Below are 24,081 nucleotides of genomic sequence, written 5' to 3'. Positions count from 1 at the left end.
CGCCGGCCGATCCGGCGCTGGCCCGTGCCGGGCGACGCCGACGTCCAGGCGTCGCCGACCGGTCCGGGCTCGCCGCCGCGGCCCGTCGGACCACGCCCGGTCCGCGTTCCGTCCCGCGAAAGGCAGCAGCCAGATGCTCTCCACGCCCGCTCGCCGCATCCCGCCGCGCTGGTGGTCAACCGCCGTCGTCGGCCTCGTCGCCGTCCTGCTCACCCCACCCGGGCTGGCCCAGGCCACCCGCACCGCAGCGTCGACGAATCCGGCCACCAAAGCCGTCGCCGGCCCCGCCGACGGCTTTGCCAGCGTCGCCGCGCTTGGCCAGACCGGCACCACCGGCGGAGCCGGCGGACCCACCGTCACCGCCACCACCGCCGCCCAGTTCCTGGACTACATCGCCCGGCCGGGGCCCTACGTCATCCAGGTCTCCGGCACCATCAATCTGCCCGCAGGCAGCAACGACGGAATGCACGACGTCGCCTCGGACAAGACCATCATCGGGCTCGGCGCCACCGCCACGCTCTCCGGCGGCGGGTTGAACATCGGTGTCCCCGTCGACGACGATGTCACCGCACCGCCGCCGAACGCCGTCCACAACATCATCATTCGCAACCTGCACCTGACCGGCGCGACCGACGACCTGATCAACGTGCAGATGTTCTCCCACCACATCTGGATCGACCACAACGAGTTCTCGAATGGCGATGACGGTGCGGTAGACATCAAACGGGGCTCCGATTTCGTGACCGTCTCCTGGAATCACTTCCACGATCACGACAAGACGTTGTTGCTGGGGCATGACGAGGACGCCGGGCCGCAGGACATCGGCCGGCTGCGGGTCACCTATCACCACAATTTCTTCGACCGTTCCGACCAGCGCAACCCCCGGGTACGGTTCTCCGCGTTGGCGCACGTCTACAACAACTACTACTACGACAACAGCTACGGGGTCGCGTCCACCTACGACGCCGCCGTGCTCATGGAGAACAACTACTTCTACTCCGTGAACAACCCCGGCCGGGTGGACTTCAGCGGCGACCTGGGCCGGATCGCGGCCCGGGGAAACATCCTTGTCGCCTGCAACCACCCGATCGAGACCCGGGGCACCGTTCCCGATCCACGCGGTTACTACCCCTACCAGCTCACCCCCGCCGCCGACGTCCCGACCACCGTTCCGGCCGGCGCCGGGGTGGGCAAGCTGTCGTCGACGCTCGCCGCTGCCTCGCCGAGCGCGGTGCCGGCTGGACAGCCGGACGGGTTCGCCAGCGTCGTCGCGCTCGGTCAGAACGGTACGACCGGCGGAGCCGGGGGCCCGGTGGTCACCGCGACCAACGCGGCGGACTTCCTCGACTACATCGACACCATCGGCCCGATGGTCATCCAGGTCAGTGGCGTCATCCGGATCAGCAGCAAGCAGGGGGTACGGCCGCACAAGACGATCGTCGGCGTCGGGAACGCCGAGATCACCGGAGGTGGGCTGGACTTCTACCGGTCGTACAACGTGATCGTCCGCAACATCAACTTCACCGAGGCCGAGGACGACGCGATAAACGTCGGCCAGAACTCCCACCACGTCTGGATCGACCACAACCGCTTTGCCGGCGCGATCGACGGGTCGGTCGACATCGTGCGGGGCGCCGACTACGTGACGGTTTCCTGGAACCACTTCGACCACGCCGACAAGAGCATGCTCATCGGGCATTCCGACGGCGCGGCGTCCGGCGACGTCGGGCACCTGAAGGTGAGCATCCACCACAACTTCTTCGACCACAGCCGCCAACGCCATCCCCGGGTCCGGTTCGGCGAGCCGGTGCACGTCTACAACAACTACTTCCTCGGCAACACCCTCTACGGCGTCGCGTCGACGGAGAACGCCGGCGTCCTGGTCGAGGGCAACTACTTCCGGGACGTCCCGTACCCGCTGCACTCCGCGAGCGGGTACGCAGACAGCGGCCCTGGCCGTGCCGTGCAGCGCGGCAACATCTTCGTCAACTCCGGCCTGCCCGAGACCGCTGGCACAGTCGTCGAACCGCGTACCTACTACCCGTACCAACTGGACCCGGCGGCAAACATTCCGGCGCTGGTCAGCGCGGGCGCCGGGGTCGGCCGGCTGACCTGAGGCCCGCACGTCGTACCGTCCCGCCGGTGCCAGCACTCGGCCGGGGCGGCACGACGCGGGACGGCCCGGTCAGTGCCGCAATGTCGCGGACGGTGACTCGCCGAATCGCGTCCGGTACTCGGTCGCGAACCGGCCGAGGTGCACGAAGCCGTGTTGCAGGGCAACCGTCGTCACGGACATCCCCGGCGGGGCCGAGCGGAGCGTGCGGTGCGCTGCGTCGAGCCGGCACGCCCGCAGGTACGCGGTCGGGGTGGTCTGCAACTCACGGCGGAAACAGTCCTGAAGTGTTCGTACGCTCACCCGCAGCGCCTCGGCGACGTCACCGACGGTCAGTGCCTCTCCGTGGTGTTCGGAGATCAGGGCGCAGGCCCGGCGGACGAGACGCCCGGGGTGGGTGTGCTGGCCCGGCTCGGCCAGCAGGTGGGAGTGGCTGTGCTGATGGGCCAGCAACAGCTTGCCGATGAGCCCCTGTTCGAAACGGGCGGCGACCTGCGGGTGGTCGAACAGGGACGCGTCCGCCGGCTGGGACAGCTCGTCGGCGAGGAACGCCACCCCGCGCGCCCACGCCTGCGCTGTCGGCGTGGTCATGAGCATGCCGACGTCGAGGCGGACCGGCTCGTCCACCGGGTGGCCCAGCAGGCGGGCGAGTTCCCGGTCGACGGCGTGCCGGTCGGCGTAGAAGATCCGGTGGGGCGAGCCCTCGGACCACTGCATGTCCGAGGGGTCGTACGGGGACAGGACCGAGGCGACATCGGGTGTCGAGGTCACGGTCTGACCGGCGTGGCGGACCATCGTGCTGCCGGCGCTGGGGATCTGGACGAGGTAGAAGCTCTCCAGCGCGGGCGGTTGGATGCGCACCGCCTGCCCGTAGTCCAGGTCGATGACACCCACCCCGCCCGCCCGGCGAGCGGCCATCCGCAGTTGCACGCTGTGCACACCCGGCTGTGGGGTGAGCCGATGTGGACAGAAGACCCGACCCACCTCGGCGCGAGCCCGGTCGACGTCGTCCGTCCGGACCGTCACCGCATCCATCCGACACCTCCCGGGCGTCCCGTCGCGCTGACCGTAAGGCTCGACCGGCCCGGACCAGACCCGAAAGCCGTCGACCCGACAGGAAAAGGGTCCGGCCGCGTACTGCGGATAGCGCCCGCGTCGCGCGGATAGCGACCTTCCCGGCCTGCTCGCTAGCGTGCGAGCACCGCGGGCGGTCAGCGCCGGCACGGTTCGCACGTCCTTCGGAGGAGATCATGAGGATTGCCGTCGTTGGTGCCGGATTCGCCGGTGTGAGCGCAGCGAAGGTGCTGCGGCAGAGCGGATTCGACGTCACAGTGTTCGAGCGCGCGCCCGACGTCGGTGGGGTGTGGAGTCGTACCCGGCGTTACCCCGGCCTGCACACCCAGAACGACAAGGGCACCTACCACCTCTCCGACCTGCCGATGCCCGCCGACTACCCGCAGTGGCCGTCGGGTGAGCAGGTCCAGCGGTACCTGGAGAGCTACGTGGAGAAGTTCGGGCTGGCCAGCGCGCTGCGCCTGTCCACGGAGGTCGCCTCCGCCGAGCTCGTCAACGACGAGACCGGGTGGCTGGTCACCTCGCGGCCGGCGGGCGCCCAGGACCCGCTGACTGTGGAACGGTACGACCACCTGATCGTCGCCAACGGCATCTTCTCCGACCCGCTCGTTCCGTCCTTCGACGGGCACGCGAGCTTCGCGGCCGCCGGAGGGCGCGTACTGGCGACGGGGGAGTTCCACGACATCGAGGCGGCCCGAGGTAAGAACGTCCTCGTGGTCGGGTACGGCAAGTCGTCCTGCGACGTGGCGGTCCCGGTGAGCGAGGTCGCCGCCCAGACCCACGTGGTGGCGCGCCAGCTGCTCTGGAAGATGCCTCGCAAGCTCGGTGGTGCGCTCAACTACAAGTACCTGCTGCTCACCCGGATGGGTGAGGCGCTCTTCCGCTACCTGCACCTGAGGGGCTTCGAGCGGTTCCTGCACGGCCCGGGCAACGGTCTGCGCCAGCGCATGGTCGACAGCGTCGGCTCGGTCGCAACCCGGCAGTTCAACCTGCGCGAGCTGGGTCTCGTGCCCAACGGCAGCTTCGAGGACATCGCCCGCAGCACGGTCAGCCTCGCCACCGAGGGCTTCTTCGAGCGGGTCACCGACGGCCGCATCGCCGTGCACCGGGATCAGGTGATCACCGAGTTGTTGGTCGACGGTGGCCGGCCCGCCGCCCGCATGGCCGACGGCACGGTGCTCCCCGCCGACCTGGTGATCTGTGGCACCGGCTTCCGCCAGCACGTGCCGTTCTTCGACGACGCGTTGCACGCCCGGCTTCAGGACGACGCCGGTAACTTCATGCTCTACCGGCAGATCCTGCCGATCGGCGTGCCGCGGCTGACGTTCGCCGGCTACAACTCGTCGTTCTTCAGCCCGCTCAGCGCGGAGATGGCGGCGGTCTGGACGGCCGCGTACCTGCGGGGTGGGCTCACCCTGCCGACCGAGGTCCGGATGCGCGACGAGGTGCGCGCCCGGCTGTTCTGGATGACGAAGCGCACCAACGGACGGCACGCTCGCGGCACGAACATCATTCCGTTCTCGATGCACAACGTCGACGAGGTGCTCGACGAGTTGGGTCTCAACGTCGGCCCGCTGACCCGAGCCCGGCAGTGGCTGTTCCCCGTCGACCCGGGCTCGTACCGCAGGGTGACGGCACAGATGATCCGGCGTACCGCCGACCCGGTATCCGCCATCAGCGACGGGGACCCGATGAAGATGGATAAAATACGCAGATAGGGATCAGCGGGGCCGGTCGGCGAGGGAGGCTCGGGGACGATGGCAGCGGAACAGGGTCGCCACCGTGGTGTGCCCGTGCCGGCGGCCCTGGCCGGCTGAGCTGTCTCGCCGTCCGTGCTGACGCGCACCGAGTTCTTCCGTGGTCTCGGGGACAGTAGGAGCCCCCGCTCGGCGACCGTCCTGGAACTGCTCTTCGACATCGTCTACGTCTTCGCGCTGGCCCGCCTCGCCGGGCGGATCGCGGACGACCTGACCATCGTCCGGCACGCGCTGCTGTCCGAGGCGGGCCAGACCGTCCTGTTCTTCACGGCGATGTGGATGATCTGGTCGCTCAACGCCCTGCTGGCGAGCACCTACGACCCGCGGCGCCCGGACCTGCAGGCCGTCCTGCTGGCGACGATGTTCGGCACGCTGGTACTGGCGGTAACCCTGCCGCAGGCCTTCGGCCAACGCGGCGTCGTCTTCGCCTGCACCTACGTCGTCATCCAGGTCGGCCGACCGCTCTTCCTGTCGTTCGCCCTGCGAGGTCACGCGGGTCACGCGTTCGCGCTCCGGGTGCTGACCTGGCACCTGGCGTCCAGCGTGCTCTGGATCAGTGGCGGCATCAGCGGTGGTCTCGGTCGGGGCGTCTTCTGGACCCTCGCTCTCGCCATCGAGCTGATCGGCGCCGCCACCACCTACCCCCTGCCCCGCATGGGCAAGTGGCAGCTCACCAGCCTGGGGGTCACCGTCTCGCAGGAACATCTCGCCGAGCGGTACAACCAGTTCTTCATGATCGCTCTCGCCGAGGTGGTGCTCGAAGCCGGCGCGGCGGTCAGCTTCCCGGGCTTCACCACCGAAGGGACCATCGTCCTCGTCGCCTCGTTCGTGGCGGTCGTCTCGTTCTGGCGGATCTACTTCTACCACGTCAGGTCTGGCCATGCCTCGACCCCGAGCGGGGAGGGGATCCAGCTGTCGCGGTGGGCGAGCTACAGCCTGCTGCTGATCGTCGGCGGCATCATCTGCACCGCCGTCGGCTTCGGCCAGGTCATCGAGGATCCGCACCCGCCGATCGACTGGGCTCTGGTGGCCATCATCTTCGGCGGCCCGGTGCTGTTCCTGATCGGGCGCAGCACCCTGGAGCGGGAGGACCGATCCGCGCCGCGGTGCCGGGCGCTGTACCTCGGCGTGGCGGCGCTGGTAGTGGCTGCCCCGCCGATGGTGCTGCTCCCGCCGGTCGCCGTGGCGGCCGTCGCGGCGGTGATCCTGGCCGGCATCACCGTGTACGACCAGCGAGCCCACAAGCGCGGGTCGGAGACCAACCCGACGCTGTGACGATCCGTTGCGAACCGGCGACCAGCCCGCGTATGGTCGTCGGGCACGCCGTCGAGCTGGAAGGAGGTCAGAACAATGTCCGATGTTCTGCGCCCCCTCCGCGCTCCGGCGTCCGCGCGGATCTGATCCGGGGCGCGCGCTTCCCGGAGGACCAACCCATGACTGATCTGGTCATTCGTCCGCTCGTCGCGGGCGAGGAAAACCTGTTCGACTCCATGCCCGATCCGCTGCCCCAACTGCGCCAGGTCGCGTACGCCGACGGGATCGCCGGCGGCGGTTACCGACCCGAGACCACCTGGGTCGCCCTTCGTACCGGCCGGGTGGTCGGTCGGGCAGCCTGGGTCCTCCCGCCGGGTGCCATCGGTGCCCCGTGGCTGGAACGGTTCGATCTGGACGCCGAGCCGGAGGTGGGCGCCGAGCTGCTGCGCGCCGCCCACGACGCACTGGGCGGTCCCGGTCTGTACTACGCCGCGCTGCCGGCGCACTGGCGGCGTCGGCCCGAGGTACTGGCCGTGGTCCGGGCACCCATGGAGGCCGCCCGGCTCGCCGGGCTGGTCGAGCGGGGGGAGCGGCTCCGCTGCTCCTGGGCGGGCACCCCCCTGCCGGCGTCCTCCGGGCGGTACGACTTCCGCGCGCCGGTCGATGCGGCGGAGATCAACACCCTGGTTGCCCGGATCGTCGAGCCGGACGTGCTGACCGGCGTCGAGAACGCACGAGCGGTCGGCGGCGTCGACCTCGCCACCGACCCGCTGGCCTGGTTGGGCGACGCTACCGAGGGGTGGCGCGTCGCGGTGGACGCCGGTAAGCCGGTGGGCCTGGCCGGAACGGCCGGCGATGCCTGCTTCCCACTGCTCGCCTATCTCGGCCTGCTCGACGAGGCGGCCCGGCCCGAACTGCTGGCCGAGGCGGTCCGGGTGCTGACCGCCGGCGGTGCCCGCGAGGTCATCGCCGATGTGGAATCCCACCGCGTGGCGGTGCTGGCGGAGCTGGAGCGGACCGGCTTCCGGCAGTTGCGCTCCCGGGTCGTCTTCGCGCCGCCGAACAGTCAGGAATAGCTGACCGGGTGCGCCCGGTCACCCGGGCGCACCCCCTCAGCTGACGCCGAGCGCGGCCCCTGTCAGCATCTGACCATGCCGGAGATCATCGCGCTTCTCGTCGGCGGGTTGGCGCTCGTCGGGGCGGCGGTCGCCGGGCTCTACCTCTGGCCGGTGGGCCGCCGTGGGCTACGGGTCGCGCCGGCCCGACCGCTCGACTTCGGCACGGCCACCCGTGCCGCCGCGGCCATCATCGCCGCCGAGGCGGCCGATCCGGAGGTACGACCGGAGTCGCGCAGCCGCCTGCTGAGCCATGGCTCCCGTACCGGCCGGGCCGTGCTGCTGTTGCACGGGTACACCCTCGCGCCCGAGCAGTACGAAGGGCTGGCCGAGGAGTTCTTCGACAGTGGGTACAACGTCTGGGTTCCCCGGGCGCCCCAGCACGGGACCGTCGACCGGCGGGCCCACCACCGGGTCGAGGCCGGTGAGCTGACGACGTACGCCGCGCAGGGATGGGCCGTCGCGGCGGCTCTGGGAGACGAGGTCGGCGTCGTGGGGATCTCCGGGGGCGCCGTGCTGGCCGCCTGGCTGGCCCAGGTGCCGGGCAACGTCGTACGGCATCTGCTGTTGCTGTCGCCGTTCTTCGGCCCGAACCCGCGACAGGCGCCGGCCTACGCGGTGAAACCGCTCATCGTGCTGTACGGGCGTCGCGTCCTGCGGGACCGCGTCACGTCGCGCGGATATTCGCTCGCCGCCGTCACCCAGTACCTGACGATCGCCCGTGCCCTGCCGAATCCGCCCCGGCGGACCGGTCTGCGGACAGCGGCGGTCGCGATCAGCCCGCTCGACGGCGTGGTGGACCTCAGGGCGGCGGTCGACGTGCCGCGCCGGATCGCCGCCGCGAACGCGATACCGCTGCGGGTGTGCACCCTGCCGGAGACGTTGGGCGTCGAACACAACACCCTCAACCTCGGCGCCGACGGCGACGAGTGGCGCCGGCGGTACGTCGCGCTCTACGAGGGCGCGACCGCGCCGGAATCGGGCCCCGCGACGACGAACGACGCCCCGATCCGTCGGTAACGCCGTCGCCCCCGGGGCCCCCGCCCCGCCGATCTTGCACTTGTGGTTGTCGACATGAGTGGGATGCCCCTTATACCGGGACAGCAAGTGCAAGATCGGCGGGGCAGGGGCAGGGCAGGGGGCGATCGTGCTGCGCGCGAGGTCCTACACGGCGGCGCCGTTGAACACCGGCGGGGCGTACCCGGCGGGCTTGTCCCCGATGCCGAGGCCGGGGCTCACCACCCAGGACTGGTACTGCGGGGTGAACATGGAGTAGAGCAGCGGGACCTTCGGGGCGCTCGCCTCGTCGAGCCGGCGCCGGGCGTCGGCCGGGATCTCGAAGTCGAGCGCACCGAAGTTGCTGGCGAGCTGTTCGGGACTGCTCGCTCCGATCACCACGGAACCGACGGCGGGCTGGGTGGCCACCCAGTTGATCGCCACCTGCGCCATGCTGCGCCCCAACTCGGCGGCCACGCTCTCCAGCGCCTCGATCACCTGCCAGTCGCCGGGGCTGATCTCCCGACCCGCCGCGTCCGGGTTCGTCAACCGGCCGGTCCCGCTCATGCCCTCGCCGGTCCGCCGGTACTTCCCGCTGAGCAGACCCCCGCCGATCGGGCTCCACGCGGTGAGCCCCATGCCCAGGGTCTGGGCCATCGTCACGTGCTCTGCCTCGATGTCCCGCGTGACCAGGGAGTACGGCAACTGCACGTTGATCATCGGGGCCAGCCCGTGCGCCTCGGCGTAGCTCTGCGCCCGAGCCGCGTACCAGGCCGGTACGTCGGAGAGCCCGGCGTACCGGATCTTGCCGGAGCGCACCAGGTCGTCGAAGGTGTGTACGACCTCCTCGACCGGGGTGATCCGGTCCCAGGTGTGCAGCAGGTACAGGTCGATGTAGTCGGTGCCGAGCCGACGCAGCGACGCCTCCACGGCCCGCATGATGTGCTTGCGACCGTTGCCGCTGGCGTTCGGGTCGGACGGGTCGACGGTGTTGGTTGCCTTGCTGGTGAGCACGAGCCGCTCGCGTACGCCGGCCCGGTCGATCAGACGGCCGAGGATCTTCTCGCTCTCGCCGGCGGTGTAGAAGTCCGCCGTGTCGATGAAGTTCCCGCCCGCCTCCAGGTACTGCCGGAAGATCGGCTCGGCCTCCTCCTCGGTCTTGCCGTACGCGGCATGGAACCCGTCGACACCGAAGTTCATCGTGCCCAGCGCCAGCCGGCTCACCCGCAGACCGGACCGCCCGAGCAGGTAGTAGTGGTTCATCGTGGTGTCCTCCCGATCGTGGTGTCGGCCCCGCTGCGGACCGCGCGTTCCCGACCTTGGCTCGACAAAAATGGACCTGCAAGTCCAAAAACCGAGGTAGGGTTGGACCCCCAGGTCCAGACCAGGAGGTCTCATGACACGGGCGTTGACCCGCAAGGGCGAGGCGACCCGGGCGCGGATCGTCGCCGGCGCCGCCGCCGAGATCCGCGAGCGCGGCGTCGACGAGGTACGCCTCGAGGATGTGATGGCCCACACCGGCACCAGCAAGGGCCAGCTCTTCCACTACTTCCCGGACGGGAAGGAGGGATTGCTGCTCGCGGTGGCCCAGCACGAGGCGGACCAGGTGCTCATCGACCAGGAGCCGATGCTCAGCAACCTGACGTCCTGGCCGGCCTGGCTCGCGTGGCGCGACCGACTGATCGAGCGATACCTCGCGCAGGGGGTGAAGTGCCCCCTCAACGGTCTGCTCGGCCAGACCGGCCGGCGGGCGCCCGGCGCGCAGGCCATCGTGACCGGGCTCATGTGGCGCTGGCAGAAGGCGATCACCGAGGGCATCCGGCACATGCAGTCGACCGGCGACATCGACCCGGACCTCGACGCCGACCGTGCCGCCGCGGCACTGCTCGCCGGCATCCAGGGCGGGGTGCTGCTGCTGCTCTCCACCGGAAAGATCGACCACCTCGAGGCCGTCCTCGACCTCACCATCGACTCGCTGCGGGCAGGTGCCCGGACGGCCTGACCGGGTCAGGATCTGTGCAGCGACCGTCGAGTTATCCTTGCGCCCGAGTTGTCGGAGATCGGAGCAGACGTGGCAGGTGACGACGACATCTCCGGGTGAGCACCCGGACCGGCCGCCGACGGGCGCGTGATCGCGCCTCTGTCGCCGCGGCCTCCGTCGTCATGTCCTGCTTCCGCCGGGGTGCCGGTGTGCGCCCCGGATCGTCGTTCTCCGAGGTTCCCCATGTCTGTTCGACCTGCTCTCATCGCCCATGACCTCGTACGGGTCCGCGGCGACCGCCGGGTGCTCGACGGCGTCTCCCTGACCGCCGCGCCCGGCCACCGGATCGGCCTGATCGGTGAGAACGGCACCGGCAAGACGACCCTGCTGCGGGTCCTCGCCGGCGTCGACGAACCCGACTCCGGCACCGTCACGCGCCCACCGGACGTCGGCTTCCTGCACCAGGAGCTGCCGTTGCTGGCATCCACCACCATCGCCGCCGTCCTCGACGACGCGCTGCGCGAGGCTCGCGCCGACCTCGCCGAGCTGGACCGGATCGGCGTCGCGCTCGCCGACTCGCCGGAGGGCACCGAGCAGCACAACCGGCTGCTGGACTCGTACGGCGAGGTGCTGGAGCGGGCGCAGGACCGCGACGCCTGGGACGCCGACCGGCGTGCCCGCACGGTTCTCGACGGCCTCGGTCTCGGCGGTCTGCCCCACGACCGGACGTTGGGCGCGCTCTCCGGCGGGCAACGTGGCCGGCTCGCCCTCGCGTCGATGCTGATCCGCCGGCCGAGCGCGCTGCTGCTCGACGAGCCCACCAACCACCTCGACGACGCGGCGGCGGCGTTCTGCGAGGACCAGCTCCGTGCCATGCCGGGGGTGGTCGTGGTGGCCAGTCACGACCGCGCGTTCCTGGACGCGGTCTGCACCGATCTCATCGACCTGGACCCGGCGGTCGACGGGCCGGTCCGCTTCGGCGGCGGCTACACCGCCTACCTGGCGGCGAAGCGCGCCGAGGCGCGACGGTGGCGGCGGCGCTACGACGACGAGCAGGCGCTCCTCGCCGACCTGCGCGAGGCCGCCGCCGTGACCGGGCACCAGGTCGCCCACGGCCGGGGCCCGCGCGACAGCGAGAAGATGGGGTACGGGCATACCTCCGGCCGCGTCCAGAACCAGATCTCCCGTCGCGTCCGCGACGCCGACCGTCGACTGGAGACGATCGAGCGCGACCCCGTTCCGGTGCCGTCGGAGCCGTTGCGCTTCCACGCGCCGGCGCTCGCCGTCGGCGACAGCGACGGGGTCATCGTCACGGCGGACCGGCTGGAGGTTACCGGCCGACTGCGGGTGGCGCACCTGGAGATCAAGGCCCGCGACCGGCTGTTGGTGACCGGCCCCAACGGCGCGGGCAAGTCGACTCTGCTCGCCGTGCTCGCCGGCCACCTTGCCGGTGCCGGAGCCCTCTGGCGACGACCGGAGCTGCGGGTCGGTCTGCTCGCCCAGGACAGCGTCTTCGCGGATGCGCGGCGGACGGCCCGGCAGGTCTTCGACGGTGCCGTCGGGATGGAGCGGGCCGAGGTCGTACCGCTGTCGTCCCTCGGACTGCTCGCCCCGGCGGACCTCGACCGCCCGGTGGCCGACCTGTCGGTGGGACAGCGCCGTCGACTCGCCCTGGCGGTGCTCGTCGCCGATCCGCCGGAGTTGCTGCTGCTCGACGAGCCCACCAACCACCTTTCGCCGACGCTCTGCGACGAGTTGGAGGACGCCCTGGGCGCCGGCCCCGGTGCCATCGTCGTGGCCAGCCACGACCGCAGACTCCGCTCCCGCTGGCCAGGCAGAGAGCTTCCCCTCCCGCTGGCTCGCCCGTCGAGCAGTGACCAAGAGGTTCGGGTCACGCCACGCCGGGCGGGATGACGCAAACCTCTTGATCAACGGCGGCAGGTCTGCTGGTACGGCGTTGGAAACGTTTTCGTAACGGGCCCTTGACCTCTCCGGCACCTGCGGAGCAGACTCCCCGGAAACGTTTACAGCTATCGGGTGGAGGTGCCGGACGTGGGTCGTAAACGTTTACAGGAACCGGCGGACGGCCGGCCCACGGTGCATACCGTCGCCGCCCGCGCCGGCGTCTCCATCGCGTCCGCCTCGCGGGTGCTCAACGGCGTCGGCGGCAGCCCCGAGACGATCCGCAAGGTTCGTGAGGCGGCGGCCGAGGTGGGCTACGTGCCCAACGCGATCGCCCGGTCGTTGCAGTCCCAGCGCACCGGCCTCGTCGCGCTGGCGGTGGAGGACATCGGCAACCCGGTCTACGTGGAGATGATGCGGGCCATCGAGGCCGTGGTCGCGTCCTCCGGGCGGCAACTGCTGGTGCACGCCACCGGCGGGCGGATCGACAACGAGACCGCCCTGCTGCGACGGCTGGCCAACCGCTACGTGGACGGCATGATCGTCTCGCCGATCCGGGTCACCGACGACCACCTCACCGCGCTGGTGGACAGCCCGGTGCCGGTGGTGGTCGTCGGCCAGCTCGGCGCGGACGCCCCGATCGACAACGTGCGTACCGACTCACGGCACGGTGTGGCGCTGGCCGTGGACCATCTCGTCGCCACCGGCCGACGGCGGATCGGCTTCGTCAACGGCCCGCTCGACACCGTCCCGGGCGCCGCCCGCGACGCCGGATTCCGGGCCGCCCTCGCCCGACACGGCATCCCGCTCGACGCCGAGCTGATCGAGGTCGGCGACTTCCAGTACGCGGCCGGCCGCGCCGCCACCGAGCGACTGCTCGCCCGCGCCGACCCGGACGCCCTGGTCTGCGCCAACGACCTCATCGCGGTCGGCGCGCTGCACGCCCTGCTGGTCGCCGGTCGTCGGGTGCCGCAGGACGTCGCCCTGGTCGGCATGGACGACACCGAACTGGCCCGGATGATGTTCCCCCAGCTTTCCAGCGTCTCGCTCGGCTCGGCCGAGCGTGGTCGCCGAGCCGCCGAACTGCTCCTGCAACGCATTGGCGACGCCGCCCTGCCGCCGCGGCGCGAGCAGGTTCCCCCAAGTCTCGTCGTCCGCGCGTCCAGCGCCGCGACCCTGCCGGTCCCTCGACCCGCCACCGGGCCGGCCGGCCCCCCGACCACCCACCCGTCCAGCGAAGGGGTGACCGCATGACCACCCTGGCCGAGCGGCCGGACGTCGAGCGGGCCGAGTCGGCCCGCCGGCCGAACCGGTTCCGCTCCGACCGCACCACCATCTACCTCCTGTTGCTGCCGTCGCTGCTGCCGATCCTGGTGCTGTCGGTGTTCCCGCTGCTGCGGGGCATCTACCTCGGCTTCACCGACGCCCGCGCCGGACGCAACGTCGAGGTCAGCTTCACCGGCCTGCACAACTACCGCGAACTCCTCGGCGACGAGCTGTTCTGGAACTCGTTCAAGATCGGCCTGCTCTGGGCGGTCGGGGTGACGGTGTTGCAGTTCCTGCTCGCCCTCGGGCTGGCGCTGCTGCTCAACCAGCAGCTGCGGTTCCGAGGCGTGGCGCGGGTGCTGGCCGTCGTGCCGTGGGCGATGCCGCCGGTCGTCGTCGGCATCCTCTGGAAGCTCGTCTACCACCCCGACGCCGGCCTGATCAACGAGTTCTTCCACCGCATCGGCGCCGACGGACTGCGGACGAACTGGCTGGGCGACTTCAGCACCGCCCTGCCCGCGGTGATCATCGTGGGGGTCTGGGCGGGCATGCCGCAGACCACCGTCGTCCTGCTCGCCGGTCTGCAGGGCGTGGGTCGCGAGCTGCACGAGGCGGCGGCGGTGGACGGTGCCAGCACCTGGCACCGGTTCCGGCACGTCACGCTGCCCGCGCTGGCGCCGGTGATCGTGGCGATCACCTCGCTGGACTTCATCTGGAACTTCAACTCGTTCGGCCTGGTCTACGTGCTCACCGCCGGTGGACCGGGCGGCAAGACGATGCTGCCGATGCTCTTCGCGTACGAGGAGGCGTTCCGCTACGGCAACTACGGCTACGCGGCGGCGCTCGGCAACGTCATGGTCGTGATCATCATCGCGCTGCTCGCGGTCTATCTCCGTCGCCGGCTCAGGGAGGCGAACTGACATGTTCGGAAAACCGAGCCGCACGAGCCGGACGCTTCAGTACCTGGCGCTCGCCGGTTACCTGATCTTCCTCGGCTTCCCGCTGGTCTGGCTGCTCTCCACGGCGTTCAAACCGCCGCGCGAGCTGGTACGCCTGCACCCGACGTTGATCCCGGACAACCCGACCCTGCAGAACTTCGTCCAGGCCTTCACCGAGCAGGAGCTGGGCCGGGCGGCGCTCAACAGCCTTCAGGTCTCCCTCGCCTCGGCGGTGCTGACCGTGCTGATCGCCATGCCGGCGTCGTACGCGTTGGCCCGGTTCCGCTCCAAGCTCGGCACCGCTGCGCTGGGCTGGGTGCTGCTGTCCCAGCTCTTCCCGTTCGTGCTGCTGATCATTCCGATCTTCCTGGTGCTGCGGCAGGTCGGCCTGGCCAACACGCACGCCGGGCTGGTGCTGATCTACGTGGTCTGGGCGCTGCCGTTCGCGCTGTGGATGTTGCAGGGCTTCGTCCGCAACATCCCGAGGGAGCTGGAGGAGGCCGCCTCGGTCGACGGCGCGACCCGGGTGCAGGTCCTGCGGCGGGTGGTCTTCCCGCTGCTCGCCCCGGGCCTGGTCGCGACCGCGCTGTTCTCCTTCATCTCGGCCTGGAACGAGTTCTTCTTCGCACTGGTGCTGATCAAGACACCGGAGCTGGCCACCCTGCCGGTGGCGCTGGCCCGGTTCGTCGGCATCGAGGGCACCGCCCGGCTGGGACCCCTGGCCGCCGGCTCACTGCTGGCCACGCTGCCCAGCCTGATCTTCTTCGCGTTCATGCAGCGCCGGCTCTCGTCCGGGTCGCTCGCGGGCGCGGTCAAGGGCTGACCCGTCCCCCCAACCATCACCACCAAGGAGGTAACCCCCATGCTCCGTACCCGATTCCGTCGACTCGCGGCGGCCGCCGCGGTCACGGTCGTCGGCCTCGGCGCGCTCACCGCGTGCGGTGCCGGCGGCGACGACGAGGCCACCTCCGGCCCGGCCAAGCTGCGCTTCCTCAGCCTCGCCTGGCAGAAGGAGTCGTTGCAGGTCAACAAGGATCTGGTCGCCAAGTGGAACGCCGAGCACCCGGACATCCAGGTCGAGTACGTCCAGGGTGACTGGAATTCGGTGCACGACCAGCTGCTCACCTCGTTCGAGGGGGGCGACGCGCCGGACATCGTGCACTACGAGGCGTCCTCCATCGGCGAGTTCAGCAAGCAGGGCTACCTGGCCGACCTCTCCGACCTGGTCTCCGACGACCTGAAGGGCCAGATCGACAGGGGCATCTGGGACACCGCCACCGTCGACGGCAAGGTCACCGGTGTGCCGTTCCTGCTGGAGTCGCAGGTCGTCATCGCCAACAAGAAGCTGCTCGACGCCGCCGGTGTCGCGGTGCCGCCGGCCGACGGCGGCTGGACCTGGGACGAGTTCCAGGCCAACGCGCAGAAGCTCACCAAGCCCGGCCAGTACGGCGCGGCCTGGGCGCTGAAGTCGCCGACCAACCGGGTGCTCAACCTGGCGCTCAACTACGACGGCAAGTTCTTCTACGGCGACGGTGGGCGTACCGAGGTCAAGGTCGGCGACGCGGAGAAGGAGATCCCGAAGCGGATCCACGACATGCTCTACACCGCCAGGTCCGCCTCCCCGGAGGCGCTCGGCATGAGCGGCGCGGACACCTTGCCCGGCTTCTTCGGCGGCAAGTACGCGATGCTGCCCGGCTCGGTGTCGCTGCGCCAGCAGATGGTCGAGCAGGCGCCGGCCGGCTTCGAGTGGGTCACCCTGCCCCCGATCAAGGGGCTCTCCACCAAACAGGCCGCCAACCCGCAGACGCTGTCGATCTCCGAGGACAGCAAGCACAAGAAGCAGGCCGCGCAGTTCCTGGAGTACTTCCTGAACCCGACCAACATGGCCGCCCTGGCCAAGGGCGACTGGTTGGTGCCGACCGGCAAGCAGGCCAACGAGGAACTGGTCAAGCTCACCGCCGGCAAGCAGGGCTGGGACGTCGCCGCGGACAGCGCCGCGGATCTGACCGTCGCCCCGTTCCAGCAGGCCGACGGCTACCCGGAGTGGAAGACCAAGTACGCCACCCCGGCCCTCCAGCAGTACTTCGCCAACAAGATCACCCTCGATCAGCTCGGCACGCAGCTGGTCGACGGTGGCAAGCAGGTTCTGAGGTAACGACATGTCACTCTTGCTCGACACATCGGTCGGTTGCCTGGTCGGCGCCGCGGTCGGAGACGCCCTGGGTGGCGCCACCGAGACGGCGCTGCCCGAGCAGATCCGTACCCGCTTCGGCGGCTGGGTCGAGGGCATCGTGCCCCCGTACCACGCCGACTGGGCCACCGCGCGACCCCTTGCGCCGTACCACAAGGGCGACGGGCACCTCACCGACGACACGTTGATGACCCACGCCCTGGTCCGCGCGTACGCGGCCAAACGGGACCACCTCGACGCGTACGACGTGGTGGAGCTGCTGGTTCCCGACCTGATCGAGCGGGTGGTGTACATCCCCGACCTGGAGCGCGACGGGGTGACCTTCCACCGGCTCGCGGCCGCCGAACGGTGGCTGGTCACCCGACTGCACCACGCCCACGCGGACCCGCGCGAGGCCGGGGTCGGCAACATCGTCAACTGTGGCGCGGCCATGTACATGGCTCCGGTCGGCATCGTCAACGCGGGCGACCCGGCCGGGGCGTACGCCGAGGCGGTGGAGATCGCCGGCGCGCACCAGCACAGCTACGGGCGGGAGGCCGCCGCCGTGTTCGCGGCCTCGGTCGCGGCGGCCGCTACCCCCGGCGCGGGTGTCGAGGACGTCGTCGCGGCGGCGCTGGACCTGGCCCGCGACGGCACCCGCGCGGCCATCGACGCGGTGGTCAAGGAGGCCCGCGGCCACCACGACTGGAAGCAGGCCATCCCGGCGCTGCGGGCCGCGGTCGCCCCCTACGACACTGTGGGGGAGGAGTACCGCAGCCCCGGCCTCGGCGCGCGGCGGCCCAGTCGGCTGCACGCCATCGAGGAGCTGCCGGTGGCTCTCGGCATGCTCGTGGTGGCCGGCGGCGACTTCCGGGCCGCGGTGCTCGGCTCGGTCAACTACGGCCGGGACGCCGACTCCACCGCCACCATGGCCGCCGCCATCGCCGGGGCCCTCGGTGGCGCCGACGCGGTGCCGTCGGAGTGGTCCGACGTGGTCGCCACCGCCTCCAAGACCGACCTGGTGGAGCCGGCCCGGGTCCTCGCGACGGTGGCCGGCGAGGTCTTCGAGCGCGACCAGGCCCGGTTCGCCCGCCGGGCGGAGCGGTTCGCCGGGCTGGCCGCCGATGCCACCCGGGGGGCTGGGGGCGAGACCCGGTGAGGATCACCTGGGTCCAGCCGGAGGACCTGCTGCCGCACGAGCTGGCGGCCAGCCGGGACGAGGGGCGCGACCTCACCGCGATCGCCGAGCGGTGGACGGCGGCCGGCGGGGACCTGACCCCACCGGTCAGCGGGGCGTCGGTGACCCCGGCGTCGCCGGAGCTGCGGGCCCTCGCGACGGAGCTGCTGGACGCCGCCGACGCGCTGCCCGCGGCCGACAGCGCCGACGAGGCCGACGACCTGGCCTCGCTGCGCGCCGGCTGGCCGGCCAGCTGGTCGCTGCCGACCGAGGCGGCGTACGACCGGCTGCACGGCGGGTGGCTCGGCCGGGCAGCCGGGTGCCTGCTCGGCAAGCCGGTGGAGAAGATCCCCCGCGAGGGCATCCGGGAGATCCTCACCGCGACCGACCGGTGGCCACTGCGCGACTGGTTCACAGCGAATGGGCTCCCGGCCGACGTGGCCGCCCGCTGGCCGTGGAACCGGCGCAGCGCGCCGACCAGCCTTGCCGAGAACATCGACGGGATGCCCGAGGACGACGACCTGAACTACGCGTTGCTGGCCCTGCGCGTGCTGGAGACGCACGGTCGGGGCTTCACCAGCGCCGACGTCGCGCAGGCGTGGCTGGACTGGCTGCCCGGTGGGCGGGTCTTCACCGCCGAGCGGGTGGCCTACCGCAACCTGCTGCTCGGGTACCCGCCACCGCAGAGCGCCCGCCGGCACAACCCGTTCCGGGAGTGGATCGGCGCGCAGATCCGCACCGACGTGTACGGCTGGGTCAACCCCGGCCGCCCGGACCGCGCCGCCGAGCTGGCGGTGCGGGACGCGACGGTCAGCCACGTCCGGGGTGGGGTGCACGGCGCGCTCTGGGCGGCGGCCCTGGCCGCCGCCGCGCCGGTGGCCGACACCGTGGACGAGGTGCTGGACGCCGCCGAGGCGGTGCTGCCGCCGGGTAGCCGGTTCGCCGCCACCGTCCGGGAGGCACGCGCCCTCGGCGCGGGGACCGACGACTGGGAGCGCGTGGTCGACGAGCTGTACGCACGACACGGCCACCTGCACTGGGTGCACGTGCGCAACAACGCGGCGCTGGTGGCCGCGGCCCTGGCGTACGGCCGGGGGGACCTGGAACGGTCGATCACCGCGGTGGTCAGCGGCGGCTGGGACACCGACTCGACCGGCGCGACGGTCGGCGCGGTGACCGGTGCGCTTACCGGTGCGTCCGGGCTGCCGCAGCGTTGGGTCGCCCCGCTTCGCAACCGGCTGGCCAGCAGCATCGCCGGCTTCGACGGGATCGGCTTCGACGAGCTGGCCGAGCGGACCCTCGCCCTGGGGCAGCCGACGACGGAAGGGAGCGTGGCATGAGCGCGCGGGTGGCGGTGGTGGGCAGCAGCAACCTTGACCTGGTGGTCACGGCGTCGCGGCTGCCCCGCCCCGGCGAGACGGTGCTCGGTGAGAACTTCCGGACCGTTCCCGGCGGCAAGGGCGCCAACCAGGCCGTCGCCGCCGCCCGGGCCGGTGCGGCCTGCGACTTCGTGGGCGCGGTCGGCGACGACGAGTTCGGTACCCGGATGCGGGCGAGTCTCGTCGACGCCGGCGTGGACGTTCGTGGTCTGCGGACCGCCGCCGGCCCCTCGGGTGTCGCGTTGATCGCCGTCGACCGGGCCGCGGAGAACTTCATCCTGGTCGCGCCCGGCGCCAACGGCACGCTGACCGAGCTGGACGCGGACGACCGGGCGACGATCGCGGCGGCCGACGTGCTGCTGCTGCAACTCGAGGTGCCGCTGACCGCCGTGCTCCAGGCGGCGCACTGGGCCCGGGCCGACGGCACCACAGTGGTACTGAACGCCGCGCCCGCCGCCGCGCTGCCCACCGCCCTGCTCGACCTGGTCGACGTGCTGGTGGTCAACGAGCACGAGGCGGCGGTCGTCGCCGAGGTCGCCTCCGACGACCCACCAGTCCTGCTCGACGCCCTGCTGAAGCTGGTGCCCCGGGTGGTGCTGACCCTCGGCGCGCGCGGGGCCGCGTACGCCGATCGACACGGCCTGCGTCTCGCGGTCCCGGCGCCGCAGATCGACGCCGTGGACACCACCGCCGCCGGTGACGCGTTCACCGGCGCGCTCGCCGTGGGCTGGGCCGAACGCGGCGGCGCCAGCAGCGAGGACACCGTCACGGCCAGCCTGCGCTGGGCCTGCGCCGCCGGCGCGGCCTGCGCCCAGCGGCCCGGAGCGTCCACCGCCCTGCCCGACCGGCCGGCCATCGACGCCCTCTACGACGCGACCTACCGAGGTGCACCGTGAGCTTCAACCCGTACGTCCCACGCCCGATCGACCGGCCGACCGAGGTGCCGTTGGGCGGGCACGCCGACCTGAGCACCCTGGACGAGGCGAAGATCTTCGCCGCTCCGGCCGACCCGGCCGACTGGCCGGCCTGGCGGGAACAGATCGCCCGGTGGCGCGTCGACGCCCGGGACCGGATCGGCTACGTCGGCGAGCACTACGACGAGATCGCCGGTGACTGCTTCAGCGTCTGCCTGGCCTGGCTCTGGGACGAGACGCTCTACGACCACGAGCGCGGCGTCTTCACCGTCGACGAGTTCCTCGACGCTGCCGGGCGGGACTTCGGCGGCTTCGACGGGGTGGTGCTCTGGCACGCGTACCCGGTGATCGGCCTCGACGACCGTAACCAGTTCGACTGGTACCGGGACGTGCCGGAGCTGCCCGAGGTGGTGCGCGCGTTCCAGCAGCGTGGGGTGCGGGTCTTCGTCGACTACAACCCGTGGGACACCGGCACCCGGCGCGAGCCGGGCAGCGACGCCGAGGAGGTCGCCACGCTGGCCGGCAAGCTCGGCGTCGACGGAGTCTTCCTGGACACCCTCAAGGAGGGTGCCGGGGAGCTGCGCGCCGCGCTGGACGCGGTGCGCCCCGGCATGGTCCTGGAGGGCGAGAGCCGGGTGCCGCTGGCCCGCATCGCCGACCACGCGATGTCGTGGGCGCAGTGGTTCGCCGACTCCGAGGTGCCCGGCGTGCTGCGGGCGAAGTGGTTCGAGCGACGGCACGTGCTGCACCACACCCGGCGCTGGCACCGCGACCACCTCGACGAGCTGCACTCCGCCTGGCTCAACGGCGTCGGCGTGCTGGTCTGGGAGAGCGTCTTCGGCGTCTGGGTCGGCTGGAACGAGCGGGACCGCGCGGTGCTGCGGGCGATGCGCCGGGTGCAGGCCAGCCACGCGGCGTGGTTGCGCGCCGAGGACTGGGTGCCGCTCGCCGACCATCCCGGCGACGGCCAGGTGTACGCGTCCCGCTGGACGCACGACGACGAGCCGCTGTGGACGGTGGTGAACCGGGGCGCGGACCACGACGGCCCGTGGCTGATCACCGACCCGAGCGCCGGCCGACACTTCGTCGACCTGGTCACCAGTGCCGAGCTGACCGTCACCGAGACCGCCGACGGTCGACTGGCGGTGGGCGGTCCGCTCCCGGCCGGCGCGATCGCGGCCGTGACGCGCGGAGCCGCCGCCGCGCACCGGCACGAGCCGCCGACCGGTGACCCGTCCTTCCCGGCCCGCGCCGCGGTGCGCGTCCGCACGCCGTGGGCGCCCCGGCCGCAGGTGCCGCCGGGCCTGGTCGCCGTCGAGGGCGGCCGGCATGACCTGGTCGTCCGGCACCGGGTACGGGAGACCGGGCTGTACGGCGAGGCACCCTACGTCGACGAGTGGAAGCCCCTGCCGCCCCGGCTGCACCACCCCGGCACGCTGCGGCGCAGTGTGCGGCTCGGCCGGTTCGCCATCGCCGTGCACGAGGTCACCCACGGCGAGTACGCCGAGTTCCTGCGCGCCACCGGCTACGTTCCGGCGCGCCCGGAGCGGTTCACCGCCGGCTCCGGCCCGGCCGACGCCCCGGTGACCGGGGTCGAGCTGGCCGACGCCCGGGCGTACGCGGCGTGGGCCGGGCTGCGTCTGCCCACCGAGGACGAGTGGCAGGTCGCCGCCGAGGCGGGGCTGCTCGTGCGGCGGGAACCGCTGGTCTGGAACCTGACCGAGAGCGAGCACTCCGACGGTCGTACCCGCTTCGCCATCCTCAAGGGTGGCGCCCAGTACCGGGCGGAGGGCTCCGACTGGTACCTCGACGGTGGCCCGCAACCGGCGGACGTCTCGGTGAAGCTGTTGCTCACCGGCGCCGGTCTCGCCCGCTCCGAACAGGTCGGTTTCCGCTGCGCGGCCGACCTGCCGGAGGTGACCCGGTGACCGCGCCACTGGACGGCGTCAAGGTCGTCGACCTGGCCACCCTCTTCGCCGGGCCGCTCGCGGCGGCGTTCCTCGGTGACTTCGGCGCCGACGTGATCAAGGTGGAGCATCCGGCCAAGCCGGACCCGTCGCGGGGGCACGGCCCGGCCCGCGACGGTGTCGGGCTCTGGTGGAAGGTGCTCGGCCGCAACAAGCGCACCGTCACCCTCAACCTCTCCGATCCGGACGGCGCGGCGTTGCTGCGCCGGCTGCTCGCCGACGCCGACGTGCTGGTGGAGAACTTCCGCCCCGGAACCCTGGAGCGGTGGGGGCTCGGCCCGGCCGAGCTGCACGCTGTCAACCCCCGGCTGGTGATCACCCGGATCAGTGGGTTCGGGCAGGTCGGCCCGTACGCCCGCCGGCCCGGCTTCGGCACCCTCGCCGAGGCGATGAGCGGTTTCGCGGCGGCCACCGGGGAACCGGACGGGCCGCCCACGCTGCCCCCGTTCGGGCTGGCCGACTCGGTGAGCGCGCTCGCCGCCGCGTACGCGGTGATGCTCGCCCTGCGGGCCCGCGACGTCACCGGCGCCGGGCAGGTGGTCGACCTCGCCATCATCGAGCCGATCATGGCGATGCTCGGGCCGCAGATCACCTGGTACGACCAACTCGGCTACGTCCAGCCCCGGCTGGGCAACCGGTCCAACAACAACGCCCCGCGCAACACCTACCGGTGTGCCGACGGACGCTGGGTGGCGGTCTCCACCAGCGCCCAGAGCATCGCCGAGCGGGTGCTGCGGCTGGTCGGCCGCCCCGAGCTGATCGACGAGCCGTGGTTCGCCACCGGCAGCGGCCGGGCCGCCCACGCCGACGAGTTGGACGCGGCGGTGAGCGCCTGGGTGGCGCAACGGGACCGCGACGAGGTGGTGGCCGCGTTCGAGGAGGCGCAGGCGGCGGTCGCGCCCGTCTACGACGTGCGCGACATCCTCGCCGACCCGCAGTACGCGGCGCTGGGCACCGTCCGCACCGTGCCGGACGAGGAGTTGGGCGAGGTACGGATGCAGAACGTGCCGTTCCGCCTCGGCGAGACGCCCGGCGAGATCCGGCACGCCGGCCGACGGCACGGCCAGGACACCGACGCGGTCCTCGGCGCGCTGGGCCTGAGCGCCGAGGAGTTGGCAGCGCTGCGCGAGCGGGGGGTGCTCTGATGCTGTTGAGCTGGCTCTACGTGCCCGGCGACCGCCCGGACCGGTTCGCCAAGGCGGTCGCCTCGGGCGCCGACGCGGTCATCCTCGACCTGGAGGACGCCGTGGTCGCCGGGCGAAAGGCGTACGCCCGGGACGCGGTCGCCGAGTTCCTCGCCGAGGCGCACCCGGTGCCCGTGCAGGTCCGGGTCAACGAGCTGACCGGTCCGGATCTCGATGCCGACCTGGCGGCGGTGACCGGCCGGCCCGGGTTGGCCGGGCTGCGGCTGCCGAAGGTCGAGTCGGCCGCGACGCTGGCAGCCCTCGCCGAGCGGGTCGACGTGCCCCTGCATCCGCTGATCGAGTCGGCGGTCGGGCTGGAGGCCGCGTACCCGATCGCCGCTGCCCACCCGGCGGTGGCCTCGATCGGGCTCGGTGAGGCCGACCTGCGCTCGGATCTGGGGGTGAACGACGACGACGGGCTGCTCTGGGCGCGCGGCCGGGTGGTGGTCGCGGCCCGCGCGGCCGGTCTGGCCCCGCCGGCCATGTCGGTGTACGCCGACGTCGTCGACCTCGCCGGTCTGGCCGCCTCCTGCGCGGCGGGTCGACGGCTCGGCTTCCTCGGCCGGGCGGCGATCCACCCCCGCCAGCTTCCGGTGATCGTCGACGCGTTCCGGCCGGCCGATCGGGAGGTGGCCCGCGCTGCGGAGCTGCTGGCCGCGGTGGCGGACGCGCACCAGCGGGATTCGGGGACCGTGGTCCTGCCCGACGGCCGGTTCGCCGACCGGGCGATGGTGGCCGCCGCCCGCCGCGTCGTGGACCTCGCCGCCCGCTACGCCGCCTGAGCCTCGCCGCCTGCTTCCAACAGGCAGTGGGTGTGGTCACGCAGATCACGGCACTGACACCGGGAGTTCACCCGCCGCGGGTGGTCGGCGGGGCGGCGCCAGCTATCGTTGG

At 71.9% G+C, this 24,081-nt stretch carries 19 protein-coding genes; 17 read left to right on the top strand and 2 right to left on the bottom strand.

All coding sequences use genetic code 11. The annotated features are described in order from the left end of the window. Nucleotides 1-133 precede the first annotated feature (133 nt). Nucleotides 134-2,116 carry a pectate lyase family protein gene (locus tag ACQRWP_RS13805; RefSeq protein ID WP_430502627.1) on the top strand — a complete coding sequence of 661 codons (1,983 nt, stop codon included), beginning with the start codon at nucleotides 134-136 and terminating at the stop codon, nucleotides 2,114-2,116. A 69-nt stretch (nucleotides 2,117-2,185) separates the two neighbouring features. Here the strand turns inward: ACQRWP_RS13805 and ACQRWP_RS13800 are convergent, their stop codons facing one another. Continuing rightward, the gene (locus ACQRWP_RS13800) at nucleotides 2,186-3,148 is read right to left on the bottom strand and encodes an AraC family transcriptional regulator (RefSeq protein WP_430502626.1); all 963 of its coding nucleotides are present in this window, start codon (nucleotides 3,146-3,148) and stop codon (nucleotides 2,186-2,188) included. Nucleotides 3,149-3,363: 215 nt separating this feature from the next. Here ACQRWP_RS13800 and ACQRWP_RS13795 point away from each other — a divergent pair, with 215 nt between their 5' ends. From ACQRWP_RS13795 to ACQRWP_RS13780, 4 genes are all read left to right on the top strand, one after another. Then, entirely contained in the window at nucleotides 3,364-4,905 is a 1,542-nt protein-coding gene (locus ACQRWP_RS13795; protein WP_430502625.1) for a flavin-containing monooxygenase, read from the top strand. A 114-nt stretch (nucleotides 4,906-5,019) separates the two neighbouring features. Then, nucleotides 5,020-6,219 (top strand): low temperature requirement protein A, encoded by a 1,200-nt coding sequence (locus ACQRWP_RS13790; protein WP_430502624.1) that lies wholly within the window; start codon nucleotides 5,020-5,022, stop codon nucleotides 6,217-6,219. Between the two features lie 158 nt (nucleotides 6,220-6,377). Next, nucleotides 6,378-7,274, top strand: a complete 897-nt coding sequence (locus tag ACQRWP_RS13785; RefSeq protein WP_430502623.1) for an acetyltransferase — start codon at nucleotides 6,378-6,380, stop codon at nucleotides 7,272-7,274. Between the two features lie 75 nt (nucleotides 7,275-7,349). Continuing rightward, nucleotides 7,350-8,333 (top strand): alpha/beta hydrolase, encoded by a 984-nt coding sequence (locus tag ACQRWP_RS13780; protein ID WP_430502622.1) that lies wholly within the window; start codon nucleotides 7,350-7,352, stop codon nucleotides 8,331-8,333. 144 nt (nucleotides 8,334-8,477) lie between these two features. Here the strand turns inward: ACQRWP_RS13780 and ACQRWP_RS13775 are convergent, their stop codons facing one another. Next, nucleotides 8,478-9,572 carry an aldo/keto reductase gene (locus ACQRWP_RS13775; protein WP_430502621.1) on the bottom strand — a complete coding sequence of 365 codons (1,095 nt, stop codon included), beginning with the start codon at nucleotides 9,570-9,572 and terminating at the stop codon, nucleotides 8,478-8,480. Between the two features lie 133 nt (nucleotides 9,573-9,705). Between ACQRWP_RS13775 and ACQRWP_RS13770 the strand changes: the two genes are divergently transcribed. The 12 genes from ACQRWP_RS13770 to ACQRWP_RS13715 all read left to right on the top strand — a co-directional run bounded on the left by ACQRWP_RS13770 (nucleotide 9,706) and on the right by ACQRWP_RS13715 (nucleotide 23,969). Beyond that, a complete protein-coding gene (locus tag ACQRWP_RS13770; protein ID WP_430502620.1) occupies nucleotides 9,706-10,311 on the top strand; it encodes a TetR/AcrR family transcriptional regulator in 606 nt (201 codons plus the stop codon). Between the two features lie 222 nt (nucleotides 10,312-10,533). Further along, nucleotides 10,534-12,204, top strand: coding sequence for an ABC-F family ATP-binding cassette domain-containing protein (locus ACQRWP_RS13765; protein WP_430502619.1), 1,671 nt, complete (start codon nucleotides 10,534-10,536; stop codon nucleotides 12,202-12,204). A gap of 138 nt (nucleotides 12,205-12,342) precedes the next feature. Next, nucleotides 12,343-13,446, top strand: a complete 1,104-nt coding sequence (locus ACQRWP_RS13760; protein ID WP_430502618.1) for a LacI family DNA-binding transcriptional regulator — start codon at nucleotides 12,343-12,345, stop codon at nucleotides 13,444-13,446. Continuing rightward, complete coding sequence (locus ACQRWP_RS13755; RefSeq protein WP_430502617.1) at nucleotides 13,443-14,378, top strand: carbohydrate ABC transporter permease; 936 nt, start codon at nucleotides 13,443-13,445, stop codon at nucleotides 14,376-14,378. The genes ACQRWP_RS13760 and ACQRWP_RS13755 overlap by 4 nt, the downstream gene beginning before the upstream one ends. Before the next feature lies 1 nt (nucleotide 14,379). Then, nucleotides 14,380-15,219, top strand: coding sequence for a carbohydrate ABC transporter permease (locus ACQRWP_RS13750; RefSeq protein WP_357179691.1), 840 nt, complete (start codon nucleotides 14,380-14,382; stop codon nucleotides 15,217-15,219). Between the two features lie 39 nt (nucleotides 15,220-15,258). Beyond that, nucleotides 15,259-16,551: an ABC transporter substrate-binding protein gene (locus tag ACQRWP_RS13745; protein ID WP_430502616.1), complete on the top strand. Its 1,293-nt coding sequence runs from the start codon at nucleotides 15,259-15,261 to the stop codon at nucleotides 16,549-16,551. A gap of 4 nt (nucleotides 16,552-16,555) precedes the next feature. Then, the gene (locus ACQRWP_RS13740; RefSeq protein WP_430502615.1) at nucleotides 16,556-17,725 is read left to right on the top strand and encodes an ADP-ribosylglycohydrolase family protein; all 1,170 of its coding nucleotides are present in this window, start codon (nucleotides 16,556-16,558) and stop codon (nucleotides 17,723-17,725) included. Beyond that, nucleotides 17,722-19,083: an ADP-ribosylglycohydrolase family protein gene (locus tag ACQRWP_RS13735; RefSeq protein ID WP_430502614.1), complete on the top strand. Its 1,362-nt coding sequence runs from the start codon at nucleotides 17,722-17,724 to the stop codon at nucleotides 19,081-19,083. The genes ACQRWP_RS13740 and ACQRWP_RS13735 overlap by 4 nt, the downstream gene beginning before the upstream one ends. Beyond that, nucleotides 19,080-20,018, top strand: a complete 939-nt coding sequence (locus ACQRWP_RS13730) for a ribokinase (protein ID WP_430502613.1) — start codon at nucleotides 19,080-19,082, stop codon at nucleotides 20,016-20,018. Before ACQRWP_RS13735 ends, ACQRWP_RS13730 begins: the two co-directional genes overlap by 4 nt. Then, entirely contained in the window at nucleotides 20,015-21,964 is a 1,950-nt protein-coding gene (locus ACQRWP_RS13725) for an SUMF1/EgtB/PvdO family nonheme iron enzyme (RefSeq protein WP_430502612.1), read from the top strand. Before ACQRWP_RS13730 ends, ACQRWP_RS13725 begins: the two co-directional genes overlap by 4 nt. After that, complete coding sequence (locus ACQRWP_RS13720; RefSeq protein WP_430502611.1) at nucleotides 21,961-23,148, top strand: CaiB/BaiF CoA transferase family protein; 1,188 nt, start codon at nucleotides 21,961-21,963, stop codon at nucleotides 23,146-23,148. The genes ACQRWP_RS13725 and ACQRWP_RS13720 overlap by 4 nt, the downstream gene beginning before the upstream one ends. Beyond that, nucleotides 23,148-23,969 (top strand): HpcH/HpaI aldolase/citrate lyase family protein, encoded by an 822-nt coding sequence (locus ACQRWP_RS13715; RefSeq protein WP_430502610.1) that lies wholly within the window; start codon nucleotides 23,148-23,150, stop codon nucleotides 23,967-23,969. The genes ACQRWP_RS13720 and ACQRWP_RS13715 overlap by 1 nt, the downstream gene beginning before the upstream one ends. Nucleotides 23,970-24,081: the final 112 nt, after the last annotated feature.

Source organism: Micromonospora trifolii, assembly GCF_050516465.1.
Lineage (GTDB): Bacteria > Actinomycetota > Actinomycetes > Mycobacteriales > Micromonosporaceae > Micromonospora > Micromonospora trifolii.
The sequence above is the reverse complement of the archived record's forward strand: the minus strand, read 5'-3'. Positions and strand labels throughout refer to the sequence as shown.